At 36.8% G+C, this 16,215-nt stretch carries 13 protein-coding genes and 1 pseudogene; 9 read left to right on the forward strand and 5 right to left on the reverse strand.

What is annotated here, in order from left to right; genetic code table 11:
* Nucleotide 1: 1 nt before the first annotated feature.
* The 9 genes and pseudogenes from ACYVH9_RS16175 (at nt 2) to ACYVH9_RS16215 (ending at nt 9,692) form a co-directional block, all read left to right on the forward strand.
* On the forward strand, nt 2-658 hold the full coding sequence (locus ACYVH9_RS16175) for a sugar transferase (RefSeq protein ID WP_460637406.1): 657 nt from the start codon (nt 2-4) through the stop codon (nt 656-658).
* Nucleotides 659-672: 14 nt separating this feature from the next.
* Nucleotides 673-1,836, forward strand: a complete 1,164-nt coding sequence (locus ACYVH9_RS16180; RefSeq protein WP_460637407.1) for a hypothetical protein — start codon at nt 673-675, stop codon at nt 1,834-1,836.
* Nucleotides 1,826-3,082, forward strand: a complete 1,257-nt coding sequence (locus ACYVH9_RS16185; protein ID WP_460637408.1) for an O-antigen ligase family protein — start codon at nt 1,826-1,828, stop codon at nt 3,080-3,082. Before ACYVH9_RS16180 ends, ACYVH9_RS16185 begins: the two co-directional genes overlap by 11 nt.
* Complete coding sequence (locus tag ACYVH9_RS16190) at nt 3,079-4,254, forward strand: glycosyltransferase family 4 protein (RefSeq protein WP_460637409.1); 1,176 nt, start codon at nt 3,079-3,081, stop codon at nt 4,252-4,254. Before ACYVH9_RS16185 ends, ACYVH9_RS16190 begins: the two co-directional genes overlap by 4 nt.
* 50 nt (nt 4,255-4,304) lie before the next feature.
* Entirely contained in the window at nt 4,305-6,533 is a 2,229-nt protein-coding gene (locus ACYVH9_RS16195) for a polysaccharide pyruvyl transferase family protein (RefSeq protein WP_460637410.1), read from the forward strand.
* Between the two features lie 662 nt (nt 6,534-7,195).
* A complete protein-coding gene (locus ACYVH9_RS16200; protein WP_460637411.1) occupies nt 7,196-7,390 on the forward strand; it encodes a hypothetical protein in 195 nt (64 codons plus the stop codon).
* Nucleotides 7,391-7,665: 275 nt separating this feature from the next.
* Complete coding sequence (locus ACYVH9_RS16205) at nt 7,666-7,857, forward strand: transposase (protein WP_460637600.1); 192 nt, start codon at nt 7,666-7,668, stop codon at nt 7,855-7,857.
* 826 nt (nt 7,858-8,683) lie between these two features.
* A complete protein-coding gene (locus ACYVH9_RS16210; RefSeq protein ID WP_460637412.1) occupies nt 8,684-9,157 on the forward strand; it encodes a winged helix-turn-helix domain-containing protein in 474 nt (157 codons plus the stop codon).
* Nucleotides 9,158-9,206: 49 nt separating this feature from the next.
* Nucleotides 9,207-9,692: pseudogene (locus tag ACYVH9_RS16215) on the forward strand (IS630 family transposase).
* 220 nt (nt 9,693-9,912) lie between these two features.
* Here ACYVH9_RS16215 and ACYVH9_RS16220 read toward each other — a convergent pair.
* The 5 genes from ACYVH9_RS16220 to fcl all read right to left on the reverse strand — a co-directional run bounded on the left by ACYVH9_RS16220 (nt 9,913) and on the right by fcl (nt 16,187).
* Complete coding sequence (locus tag ACYVH9_RS16220) at nt 9,913-11,547, reverse strand: right-handed parallel beta-helix repeat-containing protein (protein WP_460637413.1); 1,635 nt, start codon at nt 11,545-11,547, stop codon at nt 9,913-9,915.
* Between the two features lie 36 nt (nt 11,548-11,583).
* Nucleotides 11,584-13,134 carry a capsule assembly Wzi family protein gene (locus ACYVH9_RS16225; protein WP_460637414.1) on the reverse strand — a complete coding sequence of 517 codons (1,551 nt, stop codon included), beginning with the start codon at nt 13,132-13,134 and terminating at the stop codon, nt 11,584-11,586.
* A 146-nt stretch (nt 13,135-13,280) separates the two neighbouring features.
* On the reverse strand, nt 13,281-14,060 hold the full coding sequence (locus ACYVH9_RS16230; RefSeq protein WP_460637415.1) for a WecB/TagA/CpsF family glycosyltransferase: 780 nt from the start codon (nt 14,058-14,060) through the stop codon (nt 13,281-13,283).
* Nucleotides 14,061-14,106: 46 nt separating this feature from the next.
* Nucleotides 14,107-15,219 carry a GDP-mannose 4,6-dehydratase gene (gene gmd / locus ACYVH9_RS16235; RefSeq protein ID WP_460637416.1) on the reverse strand — a complete coding sequence of 371 codons (1,113 nt, stop codon included), beginning with the start codon at nt 15,217-15,219 and terminating at the stop codon, nt 14,107-14,109.
* A 29-nt stretch (nt 15,220-15,248) separates the two neighbouring features.
* Entirely contained in the window at nt 15,249-16,187 is a 939-nt protein-coding gene (gene fcl, locus ACYVH9_RS16240) for a GDP-L-fucose synthase (protein ID WP_460637417.1), read from the reverse strand.
* Between the last annotated feature and the right edge of the window lie 28 nt (nt 16,188-16,215).

Here is a 16,215-nt window from a genome sequence, read left to right on the forward strand (position 1 = left end):
TATGCTCAACCTGTTACAACCGAACTCCACGTACTACGAAGTACAGGAGCCCGCTAAAGGTATATCCTATTCCATAACGAAGCGGGCAACAGACCTCATTATATCGATAATAATAACAATTCTTGTGCTGTCCTGGCTAATTCCATTAATCGGTTTATTAATTCGATTGGAATCCAGAGGTCCCATTCTCTTTATTCAGCTTCGGAGTGGAAAGCATGGTCGTCATTTTCCATGCTTAAAATTTCGAACTATGAAATATCAAAAGGAAGACATTTTTAAACAAGCTCAAAGACATGATCCACGCGTCACACGTATAGGTAGAATATTACGTAAAACGAACCTAGACGAGTTACCGCAATTTATAAATGTTATTGCAGGCCATATGAGCATAGTAGGCCCACGGCCACACCCTATACCACTAGATGCAAAATATTTATCTATCATCCCAGAATATAAATATCGATTTGCTGTGAAACCAGGCATTACTGGATTAGCACAATCGAAAGGTCTAAGAGGTGAAACATCAGAATTGAGCCAAATGAGACATAGAGTACGATATGATGTATGGTATTCCAAGTATAACTCAGTATATCTTGACTTGAAAATATGCTGGTGGACCGCACAAAATATGTTAAATGGAAATAAGAACGCGTGGTGATGATTTTAAAAATTATGTTCAATACAGTTCCAACTTTAGAAAAAAAAATTGGAATAAACAATTTAAAGAACAAAGTAATAAATTTTTCTGAATTTGGCTTATTCTCGCTACAAAGCTTTTTGGTTGGAATTATATTATCCTTTAAACTAAGTGAAGAAGATTACGCATCATTCAGTGTATTTCAAAGCCTAAACAACTTATTTTCAGCTATATACTCAGTAGGAATAGTAGATGCAATAATTTATAAAAATAAAGAAAACTTAAACATTAAAGTCAATAGAGATGATTTCAATGTAATTTCAATATTATATATACTATTTATCTTCCTTGTGATGCTAATATTTAAAGACTCTGAAATCACATCTTTAAATAAATTACTAATAGGAATAAGCTTATGTATTTATCAAAATGTTTATTACTTAAGGAGGAAAAATTTATTTTTGAATACACAGAAAAACACAATCGTTTATTCTATTGTAAGTTTTATAATATTATTAATTGTATTGTTTGTAATTCCAAACCAGTATTATATATTTTTTTTAATTGTTGGCCTATATCCTATTTGCATTTTAATAAAAGATTATTATCCAACAAAAAGCTTGAAAAATAACATAAACTACTCTACTTATTTTTTCTCAAGCATTTTGTTTTGGTTACCTATAAATTCAGCACCATTGCTATTTTACTTGAATGGACAAACAGACAATACGGTAACATATAGATATATCTTAAACGTATACTCTCCTATTCATCAAATTAGTTCAGCTATGTGTGCATTCTATTTTATACCTATGTTAAAAATAGGTAATAGTGCCGACAGATTAAAATACTTTAAAGCGAGTATTACAGGAAATGAATCAAAAGTATTACTAGGACTATGCCTAATTTGCTCAATAGTTGGTTACTTTTATGTAGCTAGTCTAACAAATATAAGTATACCTAAATATATACTTATATGTATTCCTTTAATACTATACACATATATACCATTCTTTAACAATTATAATAAATCAAGAAACTCATTAAAAGAAAGTATACTAATATATTTTATATCATTTATTCCTGCAATTTTAGTATACATTTTCAGTACCTCTATATATAATTCTTTATTTATTTTTATGGTATTTATTTTTTCAATTTTCGTTTTTAAGATAATGTCTGCGTCAAATGAAAACTAAAATTTTTAATTGGTTAACATTTGTTTGTATTGGCTTATTAGTACTTGATAAGACATTTGCATATTTAGGTGTAACAGGAGCTTACATCACAGAAATAACTGTACTAGTGTCATTAACTTTATTTCTACCTAATGTATTATATCAAAAAAAGGGATTCGGCGAGTATCTTATATTATTAATATGGGTATATACATTATTAGGAGTGACATTGATTGATTCTTTTCGATACATACCAACTGAAATACTTAGAGATGTATTGATTGTTTTATACCCTGCAATTTACATTATCATACAACGTAACAAATATATTGACCAACAAACTATAGTTGTAAGTTTATCGAATATACTCAAGTATCTAACTATATTCAATTTTTTATATCCAATACTATTTGTAGTTTTTAGAGTATTTCAATCTTATTTACCCGAAATCAATGGAGTAAAACTCTTTCATTTAAAGCCTGGAGATGTTGCTGTAACTTTGTCAATATACATTATTTTAAGAAGTTGTTTAAATAGAGCAAAAAACAATTCACTAGAAAATATATTTTTAACTATAAATATCATTCTATTATTGTCGATTAGTAGAGCAAGTATATTAGTTGTTGGCATTGCTCTATTTTATGTCTTTGGAAATAAAATAACACAAAAAAAGTTGGCTTTTAGTGTGTTATCAATTATATTATTAATTACAGCTTCTTATTTTTTAAACAATGTTGAAATTAATTTGGGTTTAAATCGTACTATAAGTATAAATCAAATTACGGATAACATTATATCAATTTTTATAGATAATAATAAAGAAGGATTAAGCGGATCTAGGGCTTGGAGAATAGAATGGTGGACACAAATTATCAATAATAAATTATCAATAAGCCGATTATTTTATGGTGATGGTTTTGGTATCAGTTTAGCAGAGTTGGATGGCTTCCAAGTATTAGAAGATAATAGTCTGAGAAGTCCGCATAATTTTGTTTTAAATATACTAAGTAGAGGTGGTATTGTGTATACAACTCTTTGGCTCATTTTATTTATGTATTTGCTAACTAAAAAACCAAAATCTGAAATTTCAAAATCTATATATGTTATATTGGTAGTATTTATAATAAATTCATTATTTGATGTGTATTTTGAAGGGCCAATGGGTGCTTATCCTTTTTGGTATTTTGCTGGGCTTTACAATAAAATGATATTAACGAAAGTTAAAGAAATCAATTCATATAGTATGCAATTTGCTTTGGAAAAATGAAGGTACTAATTATACATAATCAATATAAATATAAGGGTGGTGAAGACAGTGTTGTAAACAATGAGGCAGCACTTTTAAAGTCAAAAGGAATTACAGTTGAAATTCTTCTTTTTTCAAATGAATCGTTTAAGAATTCGTCTTCTAACATCTTTAAAACAATTACTAACACAGTTTACAATTTAGATTCAAAAAAAGAAATTGAAAAAAAGATCGAGTCTTTTAATCCTGATGTTATACATGTTCATAACTTATTTTATTATGCCTCACCATCTATTTTATTTCCAGCGAAAAAAGCAAATATTCCTGTAGTTATGACTATACATAATTTCAGATTGATATGTATTGGATCAACCTTATTAAGAAATAATGAGATATGCGAAATATGTGTCAACAAAATAATACCTTTAGGCGGAATAATTAATAAATGTTTTCAAAACTCCTTATTAAAATCGTTTCAGCTTACATTAGTAATTTCATTACACAAATATTTTAAGACATGGAATCTTTATATTGATCGGTATATATTTTTAACAGATTTCACAAAAAGGAAATTTATTGACTCAGCACTTAAAATTAGCCCAAAAACTGTAACTGTTAAACCAAATTTCATTGAAGATTTGGGATGTAATATTGACAGAAAACGGGAAAACTTCTTTTTATTTGTTGGAAGATTAAGTAAGGAAAAAGGAATTGAATTACTCATTGAAAGTCTGAAAAAGAGAACTTATAATATTGAAATCATAGGCGATGGGCCATTGGCTTCTGATATAGAAAAAATAAGTAATGAACTGCCAAACGTAAAATATCTTGGTAAAAGAGATCTAAAATTTATAAGAGAAAAAATGATGGTTTGTCAAGCTTTGTTATTTACCTCAATTTGGTATGAAGGTATGCCTATGACCATACTGGAATCATTCTCGACAGCAACTCCAGTTATTGCAACTGATTTAGACAACATTAATGAGATAGTAGTTGATGGATTCAATGGACTGTTATTCACTAAAAATAAGCCTGAAGATTTAAATGAAAAAATTAAAAAGTTTTTAAAATTAGACAAAACAGAAATGTATAAAAACGCCAGACTCGACTATGAAAATAAATACAACTCTGAGGCTAACTTTCATCAATTATATACTATATATAATGATGCTATTTCAAATAAAAATAACTAGTTTTTTGTTTGAATTTTGAATATAATTTTCCTCATCAGAATTTTGTAACCATGAAAGAACTGAAATACATTGCAAACTACTATTTCAAAAGAAGTCGTTTTTGGGGTCAAGTCTCTTTACCTGAAAATGTAAATTTCCCTGTTACCGACAATTGCAATTCTCAATGCGTGATGTGTGATGTTTGGAAAGAAAGCAGTGAAAATGACATGAGTATCTCAGAAATAGAACAACTTTTTTCAAGTAAACTGTTTAGCAAAGTAAAGCACATCGGCTTAAGTGGAGGAGAACCTACTTTGAGAAAAGATTTAGTTGAAATAGTTGAGATTCTTAAACAACAACTTCATAAGTTACAAACTTTAAGTATAACCACACATGGATATCACAGCGATAGATGGGCTCAGTTTTTGCCTAAAATTTTAGAAATTCTTGACAAAAAGAATATACATTTTACCTTAAATGTATCAATTGATGGTAAAAGAGATATACATAATCTTAACAGGGGAATTTCCACTGCCTATGATAAGGCTACTGAAACAATTAAAATCGCTAAAGCCCTTGGAATTAATGTTCAAGTACAACACACTGTTACACCTTTGAATTTTAATTATCTTAATTCATCATTTAAAACCTTATCAAATTTAAGTAATAATTTTATTGTCAGAAGATCTGTTGAAGTTGCTAGGTTAGACAATAAAGAAACAATAAACAAATTAGGCAGCTATGAAAGGTTAGATTCTGTAATGAGTGACTTTTTAAGTTACAGTGATCTTAAACAGTCAACTCTTAATCCCGCCAGACGACTCTTTTATAAAGATTTAGCAAATAGATTAGCTAACAATACTGAAAGAAAAGCTCCTTGCTACTATAAAAATGAGGGTATTGTCGTTTCAGCATCTGGTGATTTATTTCATTGCAGTATTAGCTATCAAAGTATTGGTAACGGACTAAAAGTAGACCCTATTGATCTATACTTCAGCAAAACCAGTATGGATATAAGAGAAAAAATTATTGAAACACAATGCCCTATATGCTTGCATGACCAAAGTGGAGCTTGGTCACCTTTCGCTCTATTTTGGGAAACATTTAATTCTAAATTCCCTTCTTTTGTAAAAAATTATAAGAAAATTAGTAAACTCTTACAGGTATTTAACAGCTATGTTAAGTCAGAATTTAAAATTTTATTTGATAAGAAGAAAACTTTTGAAAATATTTCACCTGAATTAGGTGTAATTGTGGGTGCATACGGTGGAGAGCATGTTGGAGATAGTGCCATATTAGGAGGTGTTATTCTGAGGACTAAAGAGAAATATGGAACTAAAAACTTCGTTGTTTTATCTTCACGCCCAGATAGGACTAAAATCTGGATAAAGGGCTTAAAGTTTAGTTCGGATATAAATATATCAGTTGTTCATAGAGAAAAATATAATATTGTTTCTAAGCACTCCTTGTTCCATAAATCTGCTGTAATTTATGGAGGTGGCCCAATAATGGAGTTGTTTGAGGATATGATGTTTAATCTTAAAATTATTAACTATTTTATCAAAAATAAATTACCTTTTTTCATTGAAGGATGTGGTTTCGGTCCATTTAATTCGAAGTTAGGCAGATATTTAGGTAAAGAATTTTTCCGAAAAGCTGATCAAATAACTTTAAGACAAAATGTCAAAATTGATAAACCTTATATTTTGAAAGTTGATCCTGCTTTTGACTATTTATTTGCAAATAAACCGCTTCAAAAAGTTATACCTAACGAATTAGTTAATTTCACTTCAAAATATGAAAAAATAGTCATTTTAAATTTAAGACCTTTATGGTCCAAATATGCTAAAGGTGCTAACCTTAAATCACTCCATGATAATGTAATTGCCGCTCTTAGTATGCTAATTAAAAGCAATTCAAACATTGGCTTTTTATACATCCCTTTTAATTTCGATCACTATGGATTTTCTGATGTTAATCCTGCTTTGGATATTTTGGATAAGGTTGAATCAGCAGAAAACTATTGTATCGTTGAAAAAGAACTTACATTTAAAGAGATAATTAATTATATAACTCTGGCTGAAAGCGCTATTTGTATGAGGTTTCATGCTTGTATTTTCGCTTCTGCTCTTGGACTGAAGACAATGGGAATAGATTATTCAGGTAGTGGAAAAGGAAAAGTTAATGGTTTATATGAAATGGGTTTGATAAATGCATCTCTGAATTTAAACAATATTAACATTGACATTCTCAACAATTTTGTTTCATCAGCAGATGTTAGTACAGTAGGCATTTCTTAACTGACTCTCATAAATAGAAAGGTTAACTACAAGCCTCAACCTTCGAGCGGCACGTTTTAGGAGTAATTTTTAAGATGTGGTTTATCTCAGATAACAACTTGCGAATAACTTAATTGTTCCCGCTTGAAAATCATCTAATGAAAATTCATTTAACAACATTCTTTATTATTAAATGAATAAATAATGCTACCCGTCAATAAGTTTATTTGTATAAGTAGATCAGTTAATTTGCTTATATCACATTTAGAAAGGAGACTATTATATTAATTGTGTCAGATGTAAGGCAAATGTTTGCCTTACATCTGATAGCTATAGTTTAAAGACTGGAGACCGTTTATTAGGCTGTGATGGCGTCTTATATGATTCCAGAGTTCAAGATCTTTTTAGAACAGAAATTGAAAGATAAATTACACTAATCAGTAAAAAGACTGCGACTAAATTAGGTGTTTTCGTTTTCTTTACTTCTGATGCTAGTGACCTTAACCGATAACTAATGCCATTTATTGCGCCAACTCCAACTCACGGAGCCGGCCAAGCGACTATGTTAAAATCACTATCATCCTTATGCTTGATTAAGGGTTCGACCCCGATCAGGTAGAAGCGGTTTTGGGCATCGACCACACGACGGTGTACTGCTATGACCATAATTTTGTAGCCTAGGTATGAAGGATTCCTGGGCAGTGCCTACGCAGGCTGGTGGAGATGGACTCTACTCGGTACAATTGGGGCAACTCCAGGCTCAACTTTGCCTAGGCTTCTACCACTCAGCGACCGAGATAGCCGCCTGTATTCAAACTACCTTTGCCGTTAGCTATCACCCGCAGGGACTCGTCAAACTCTTATACCAGTTGGGCTAGGCTTACAAGAAAACCACGCTGGTAGCCCCCAGGCGGATGCTGACCAGCAATGCGCCTTCGTAGCGGGCTTACACCGGCAGGTTGATCAACTACCAGCCGATGAAGTAGTTTATTTTGCTGATGTGGTCCATGCCCATTAGAATATGCGCTCCGCTACGGCTGGATCGAACGCGGTCAGCAGCGCTCCACAGCCTGTAATTCGGCCCGCTACTGTGTCAACATCAATGCTGCACGCCCTAAACTCCTGTGAGGTCATCGCCCGCTAGGATGTCACCATCAACTCCGACTCGACGATTGCGCTGCTGGAACAGGTGCAATCAGCTAATCCAGGCAAATGGTTGATTCACGTTTACTTTGAATCGGCCCTCTATTATGGCAGCCGACAGGTCAAGGCCTGGCTGGCAGAAAAACCCTTACAACTACACTTTTTTCCGCCTTATTCGCGCAATCTTAACCCCATTGAGTGACTATGGAAATTTATGCGGTAGAAGGTTGTTGATGCGATTTACTACTCCACAGCGTCTCAATTTCGGCAAGCCGTGCTGAGTTCCTTAAGCCAGCTTAAGCCTTATCGTAACCAGTTAGAGCGCCTGCTGGTGCTCAAATTTTCGATTCTCCAAAATCGCCATTTATTCGCGATTTAAAGAAACTCGAGTATAGAAGCTCATCTTCAATAATACGAAGATTCAAATCGCAAGAATGACAAAAAAAGTCATAAACTTCGCTATGACCTGTCGAAATGGCCACTTCCCGCGACCTTGATGGTAATCTTCAGCAAGAATATGTATGTGCTGGAAGCTTCAAAGACTACTATTAGCCGAGTTACTAACAAAATTTTGCAGCTGATCCATGAATGTTGTAGTCGACCACTCGAACGCATTTATTTCTTTGTATAGTTAGATGCTATCCATAGAAAAAACCGAGTGGTATTTGGATCAATTGGAAAGTAATTGGGCTTACGGTATCCCAAAGTCATTGAGTCCTGGCGTCGCAATTGCCGCACCTGTCGAACTACTTTCAGTATAACTATAACAAGGAGATCACAAATCATATATACCAATAATACTATTGAAGTAGTGCACCGCTAGATCCGTACAGTTACTAAATCAAAAGGCACTTCTCAATCCGAGTATGTCTTAATGAAATTGCTGCTTTTAGGGCAAGAGCCATTCAATATTGAATAGAATAAACCCACGCAGAACCAGATATTGGCTCAACTTCCATTATCTTTGGTGATCAGTTTAAACTTATTGATTCGTGAGTAGGCTTGTAAAGTTTGATTCTTTGCCAATCATGGCAACTTACAAACCATCTGACTATGAACTACTGCGGAAGCGATGTGCAGCCCTAAAAGATCAGGGCTGGAAACAAACCAAGATTGCTCAGGCATTGGGCCTAACGGAGGGCTGGGTTAGTCGAACCCTGAAAAAATATCGTCAGGATGGCCAAGCCGCTTTAGTTTGGCGTAAGCCCACTGGACCAGCCTGCCGCTTAACCGACGTGCAACTGACTCAGTTAATTGAGAAATTGAATAAAGGAGCTGAATATCAAGGATTTCCAGGTCATATCTGGACAAGGCCTCGTGTCAATGAAGTTATTAAGCGACTCTTTGGTGTTAGTTACGATCCCTCACAAGTGGGACGTTTACTGAAAAAGGTCGAGTGGACTCGCCAGAAACCCCAACCCAAAGCGCGCCAGCAGAATCCCCAACGGGTTGAGCAATGGCGAAACGAGCGTTTACCCGAACTCAAAAAAAGCGCAAGTTGAGCAACGGGTAATTCTGTATGTCGATGAGTCGGCCTGTTACTTGTTGCCCATGCTAGGTTTAACTTGGGCACCACGAGGTCAAACGCCTGTGTTAGTAGAACAGGCAGGTCGGGATCATCTCAGCTTGATTGCTGCGATTGCGCCCAATGGCCGCATTTATGTGGCTGGTCAGGATCAATCTTTCACTGGGGAAGATGTAGTCTGGTTTTTAGGCAAACTGTGCAGCCGTTACCGCAAACGCGATTTGCTTATTATCTAGGATGGGGCTTCGATTCACCGTGGAGAAGCCGTTAAAGCGTTCTTAACAGAGCGTCCGGGTCGCGTTCATTTAGAACGTTTGCCAGCTTATAGTCCAGGGCTAAATCCTACGGAGTTAGTGTGGAATCAGATCAAACAGCGATTGAAAAATCGCGTGTTTCTTTCACTGGACGATCTAACCTTAGCGATTTTAGAGCATATTAGTTTATTAGAGGCTAATCGCAAACTTGTTCAGGTCTTCTTCCATAAGAAGGAAGTAGCTTTCTTTACGGATTAATTCACGGGTCAATAATTTACAACCTTGAAACACTTATTATGATACATCCTAAAAAAGGAATTATAAAAACTTCAAATACTATCAATTTATTTTTCATAATAACAACTAAAACTTATGGACTATTTCTGCTTAAATTTTATATATTTTAATAAATAGAACTTCGGCAGCTTGAATTTTTACCTAAAAAAGTCAAATTTTAGAAAAACTATTCTCAAAATTATTAGAAATTATCTTTGAAAACTGTACTGGTGATATTATATTTTACACCTCCCGTATTTAGGCCTACATTCTTTGAATTATTATTGTAAATTTTACAATAATTACTTCCTATTGTAGGAGAATCAATTGCATATTTCAAATAGTTACTTATAAAATTATGGCTAATAAACCCTTCTGATTTATTACCTACATATATACAGCTAGCATTCATCGGCTCTAAAGTTAACGCTTTTCTTCCATCAAATTTATTTCCGCTAATTGTAAAATTATTAGATAAATCTACCCACACTCCCATCACTCCGAAATCTCGATTTTTTTCTGATATCTTAGGCATACATACATTATTTTTAATGGTAACTTTTGTGGTTTTATATAAGTATACGCATATCATATTGCCATATTGCGTTCCAACAATAAAACGACAATTACTAATCATACCTCTATTTCCTCCATTATTGTAAAAGATAGCGCGCTCGCCTGAATTCTCAAATATCACACTATCTATAATTACTAGCTTTCCATTAATTGCTTCTACACCATATACAGATTTGTATGAAGACGCTTTTGCTACCACTCCCTTTTTTATACTTATATTATATGTTCGGTTTTTTGAAATTGAATAACCTCTTTTTGTGTATCCAAAAGCATAGTTGTTTTTAAATATAATATTTTTGCAAGCAGCTGCCTCATAGGCATATTTTACACCATATTTTACTTTATTATCTATCACTAGAGTTTCATCTGTATTATCCAAAGATATACCCCATATGTCCGCAGACCCAATTACTTTGCTCCCAATAACTGTATTACCACGAATAAGATGATTATTTGACAAACTCTCTGGATATAAGTCACCGCGCCAAATCTCAATACCTAGACATTCTTTTTCTAATTTAACATCAGAAAAATCGATAATGTTATCAACAATTGTTATATTCCTAGAAGCAGAATTTTTAATCACCCCATCATGGCTATGTACTTTTATTCCATCTTTTAATGACTTTTTAATTTCGTTTCTTTCTATTATGAAATTATTGCACCCGCCATGTAGGAAAATACTTTCTCCATTTATATTTCTGAATACACAATTTTTAATTTTTCCATTGTTTGATCTTTTTACATAAATAGCATTACAATCGGCATTCAAAAATTTAACACTAATAATTTTTATTGAATCATAATCAACAATATTTAGACAACCATATCCAAATGCCGACTTATTGTTATTATAGTCTAAAGTAATATTCTTAATTACAATATTACTTTTAGCAACTTTTAACATAATATTATCTTGATTTTCAGCAAATTTAATTATACCATCTCCGTATATATCAGAAATAACATTAATACTTTTAATTTTATATACTTTACCCTTTAAAATTATTACTTTTTTCGATTTGCTTCCAGCATAAATAATTGCTTTCTGAATTGGGTCAGTATCATCTATTAAGCCATCACCAACTGCTCCGAAATCTTCTGGATACACATTGTCATCTTCGTTAATTTCACACTTTTTCAATTCAATTAAAGTCTTGCATTTATCATCAATATCTTTATTTTTTAAAAAAAATTTTTCACAATTTACATTAAGGTTGTTGATTAACGTTAAAATAGAAAAAATAACAATCGTGACCATTAATAAATTCCATTTAGTTGCTAGATATTATATTTATTACTTAAACCAATCTTTCTTAATTATACTAATCGCACCAGCTACTCCAGGCTTTAACCAATCTCCTTTATCTATCGACATACTCAATTTAAATTCTAAACCATTTATTCGATTAATTGGTATTGTCGCGCTTGTTAAACTCGAAAATTGCTTAATCGAATTTTTGGGTTCTTTGCTGCGAGGTCTTCCATAATTCCAACTTTGTGATAGCAAAATTTCAATCTTAACTCCTGATTGAAAAGAGCCGTACATCCCCATATGTATTAGCTTTAATTTATTGTTACTAATCATTGAAAAATTGTTAAATGGCCCTCTTAATCCATACCACTTTGGATCGGCATCCATCCAGCGGGTGATAAATGGTGTACCAATTACGCGTCTCTGATGGGTCCACCCATCAATATATTGGTAATTATGAAAATAGTCGTCATTACCTCTCGGATAGTTTGGGCCGCTTTGATTCATGGTACTCATCAACTCCATAGTGAATTGCAAAATTCGGAAACTATGATAGGGTTCGGTAGAGCGATTTTGCCAACGAAAACCGTAGGTACCATCTGGCATATTTCCTCCATCAAGACCTGACTGATCTTCCCAAGGATGCTGATAGTAAAGAAGGACGTTGTTTTTTTTCAGCTTTATTTCCATTGCAAAATCAATTGATCCTAAATGATTACCATATCTATTGATTGTATCGAAAGGAGTAAATTGACCATTGTTTGATGCTTTTCCTGGTAACACTACTTTTGAATAAGCCAACCATGAAACTGGAATTCTACCATTGAAAGAATGATTATTTGTAAGATATTTTGAGTATCCTCCCCATTGTACATAATGTGATACACCTCCGTAAAAGCGTATTTTCCAGGATGGTTTGCCAATGCGTAAGTACAGTGCTTTGGCATGTAAATAAGAGTTTTTCATCGAATCAGTATCCGTAAACCATCCGTGGCTATAAAAAGCCGAAACCGCCAATAAGTTTTTCGTAAACTTCAGGGGAGCGAAATCACGAGTTCCTAATCGGATCTGGGTAATCGGTACGGCATTCCCGGACCAGGCGTAGGAACCTGATGTTAATAAGGTATCCGTTATTCCCGTTATCTCACGCCGACGTCCTACCATCAACTCACCATGTCCTAACCGCACCGCTGCGTAGGCTTCCGGTAAAACCAATCTTGAAGCACGGGTTGCATTACCAACCACCTGTACACCCGCTCGGATATACGGTTTTCGGTTTTGCGTGGCATCTCCCCAGAGGCCAGATGCGCTTAGGCTGGCAATACCGGCGGGGGCCTCCAGGGGAATGGCTCCAAATTGATTCGACCGCAACCAGAATGGTGTTCGGTTACTGCTTGAAACAATTCCTCCCAGACTAGCTTGGTAATACACCCCCCTCGTTATAAGTGTATCTGTGGTAGGACGGTCAAATTGGGCTACTGTCCGCTGTTGGAATAAGAGCACAAAGAGAGGTACCATAATAACCTGCCAACTTAATGATTGACGATTGTACCAGTCAGGAATTCGTTTGTTAAGAGCTAGCCGAGTAATCATAGAAATTAAGACGATTCTACTATAAAAGAATTGCTTTGAGATAAACGGATTCTGTTTATCTCAAAGCAACTACGCTAAGAATGCTATTTTCTGGTTATAATTTATCAGTCTTCCGGTATTCTGAAGTTTAAGACAGCTGGTTCCATCTAGGAAGTCGTCTCAATTCGAGCTTTTTCCACAGGGCTTATCAACTGTTTCAGCAAATACCAGGTATACAGACTGTTCGTCACCGCATACCGCTTGAACAGGCGTTTGGGTTCCTGGGCAAACCGGAATAACCATTCCAGTCCGGCCCGCTGCATCCATTCCGGCGATCGTTTCACATCACCCGCCAATACCGGTAATGCTCCACCAATGCCTAACAAAACCGCGGGAATACGCCCTCGCATTTTACCCATCCAGAGCTCCTGTTTCGGGCAGCCTAGCGAGACAAATACCAACCCAGCTCCCGATTGGTTAATCGCTTCAATTACCTGTTCGTCTTCTTCTGGGGTCAACGCTCTGAAAGGAGGAGATAATGTTCCGGCGATGGCTAGCTTCGGGTACTTCTGAGCACATACCTCAGTCGTCTGTTGAAGGATTTCGGGCGTGGAACCGTAAAAGAACACCGAAACACCAGCCTCTTCGGCGGATTTCAGTAAATCCGGTAGCATATCCAGACCGGTAGCCCGGTTTTGCTTCACACCGTATAACCACCGTAGGCTCCACAATAAGGGCACTCCATCGCACAACACCCAATCAGCGCCATTAACGGCCTGGGAAATGCTGGCGTTAAATTTTGACTCGATGGTCATGTGAACATTGGCAAAACAGACGGATCCCGCCTGTTTTACCTTTGCTGCGGCCATAATTTCTTCTTGAAATTGCTGGTAATTACCCAACGAAAGATCAAGGCTAATAACCGTAGCACGTTGTTTCAAGGTCATGTTGCAAAAACTGAATGATTGATTTATACTACCAGTCCGCTTATTTTTATTCAAAATAATTCAGCACCAGATGCCCTCCCTCAGCCAGCAACTGATCGCGCCGGAACAGATCGATATCGGCATTCATCATGTCTTTTACCAAAGCGGCCAGGTCATATTTCGGCTTCCAGTTCAGTTTGGTCATGGCCTTGGTTGGATCACCCAACAGCAAATCCACTTCCGTCGGGCGGAAATACCGTTCGTCGATGCTCAGCACTTCTTTGCCGACTTCAACCGGGAAATCAGGATTCGAGGCACTCACCACGTACGCTTTTTCGTCAACGCCCTCACCCCGGAACTCGAGTTCAACGCCGATCTCCCCAAACGCCATTTTCACAAAGTCGCGGATTGTCGTCGTTACGCCGGTCGCAATCACAAAATCTTCCGGTTTTTCCTGTTGTAGAATCAGCCACATGGCTTCTACGTAATCTTTGGCGTGGCCCCAGTCGCGGAGCGAATCAATGTTTCCCAAGAAGACTTTGTCCTGCAAACCCAGACCAATCCGGGCGACGGCCCGCGTGATTTTCCGGGTTACAAAGGTCTCACCCCGCAGCGGTGATTCATGATTGAACAGAATACCGTTGCAGGCATACATGTTGTAGGCTTCGCGGTAGTTCACCGTGATCCAGTAACCGTATAATTTGGCCACCGCGTACGGAGAGCGCGGATAGAAAGGCGTGGTTTCAGACTGCGCGTGGCCCTGCACCCCACCGTACAATTCGGAAGTGGATGCCTGGTAAATCCGCGTTTTTTCGGTCAGGCCCAAAAGCCGTACGGCTTCCAGAATGCGCAGCGTTCCAATCCCGTCCACCTGAGCGGTGTATTCCGGTTCGTCAAAGCTCACCCGTACGTGCGACATAGCACCGAGGTTGTAAATCTCGTCGGGTTGCACTTCCTGAATAATCCGGATGATGTTGGTTGAGTCGGAAAGATCACCGAAATGGAGTTTGAACCGCACATTTTTTTCGTGCGGATCTTCGTATAGATTATCGATTCGTTGGGTATTGAATAAAGAACTCCGGCGCTTGATGCCGTGCACTTCGTATCCTTTTTCTAATAATAATTCGGCCAGATAAGCGCCGTCCTGACCGGTAATCCCAGTAATAAGTGCTTTTTTCATAACTATTGATTACAATATTTTTATTTCTTTTAAACGTATACTTCCTGATTGCTTAAGAAATCCTGGTAAGTGGCCGCAACACCCGCCGACAGCTCCGTCTGATGTTTCCACCCGAGTTGGTGCAAGCGCGAAACATCCATCAGCTTGCGTGGAGTGCCATCGGGTTTGTCGGTATTCCAGCGAAGTTCTCCTTCAAAACCCACGGTTTCTTTGACCAATTCCGCCAGTTCGCGAATGGTCACATCCTCGCCCGTGCCAATGTTGACAAAACCCTCGTCGTTGTAGTTTTCCATCAAATACACACAGGCGTCGGCCAGGTCGTCGGCATGCAGAAACTCCCGGCGGGGTGAACCTGTACCCCATACTTCAACCACCGGTTGGTTCTCGATTTTGGCCTCGTGAAATTTCCGGATCAGAGCCGGTAGCACGTGTGATCCCTGCAGGTCGTAGTTGTCATTCGGTCCGTATAGGTTGGTCGGCATGGCCGAGATAAAATTGCAACCATACTGGCTGCGGTACGCTTCGCACAGCTTTATCCCAGCAATTTTGGCAATGGCATACGGTTCGTTGGTGGCTTCCAGATAACCGCTCAACAGGTATTCTTCCTTCAGGGGTTGCGGAGCCAGTTTTGGATAGATGCAGGACGAGCCCAGAAACAGCAACTTTTCCACTTTTTGCTGGTAGGCACTGTGGATAATGTTCGCTTCAATCAGCAGGTTATCGTATAAGAATTCGGCCCGGTAGATGTTGTTGGCCCAAATCCCTCCTACTTTGGCAGCCGCCAGAAAAACGTAGTCCGGGCGCTCGTCAGCAAAAAAATCTGCTACCGCAGCCTGATTTCGCAGGTCCAGTTCAGACGATGTCCGGGTGATGATGTTTTGATACCCTTTGGCCTGCAAGGCCCGAACGAGGGCAGAGCCTACCATACCCCGATGGCCAGCCACGTAGATTTTAGAAGTTTGATTCACAACAATAGAGCGTTTTTCTGAAGACGTT

The organism is Larkinella harenae, assembly GCF_054780515.1.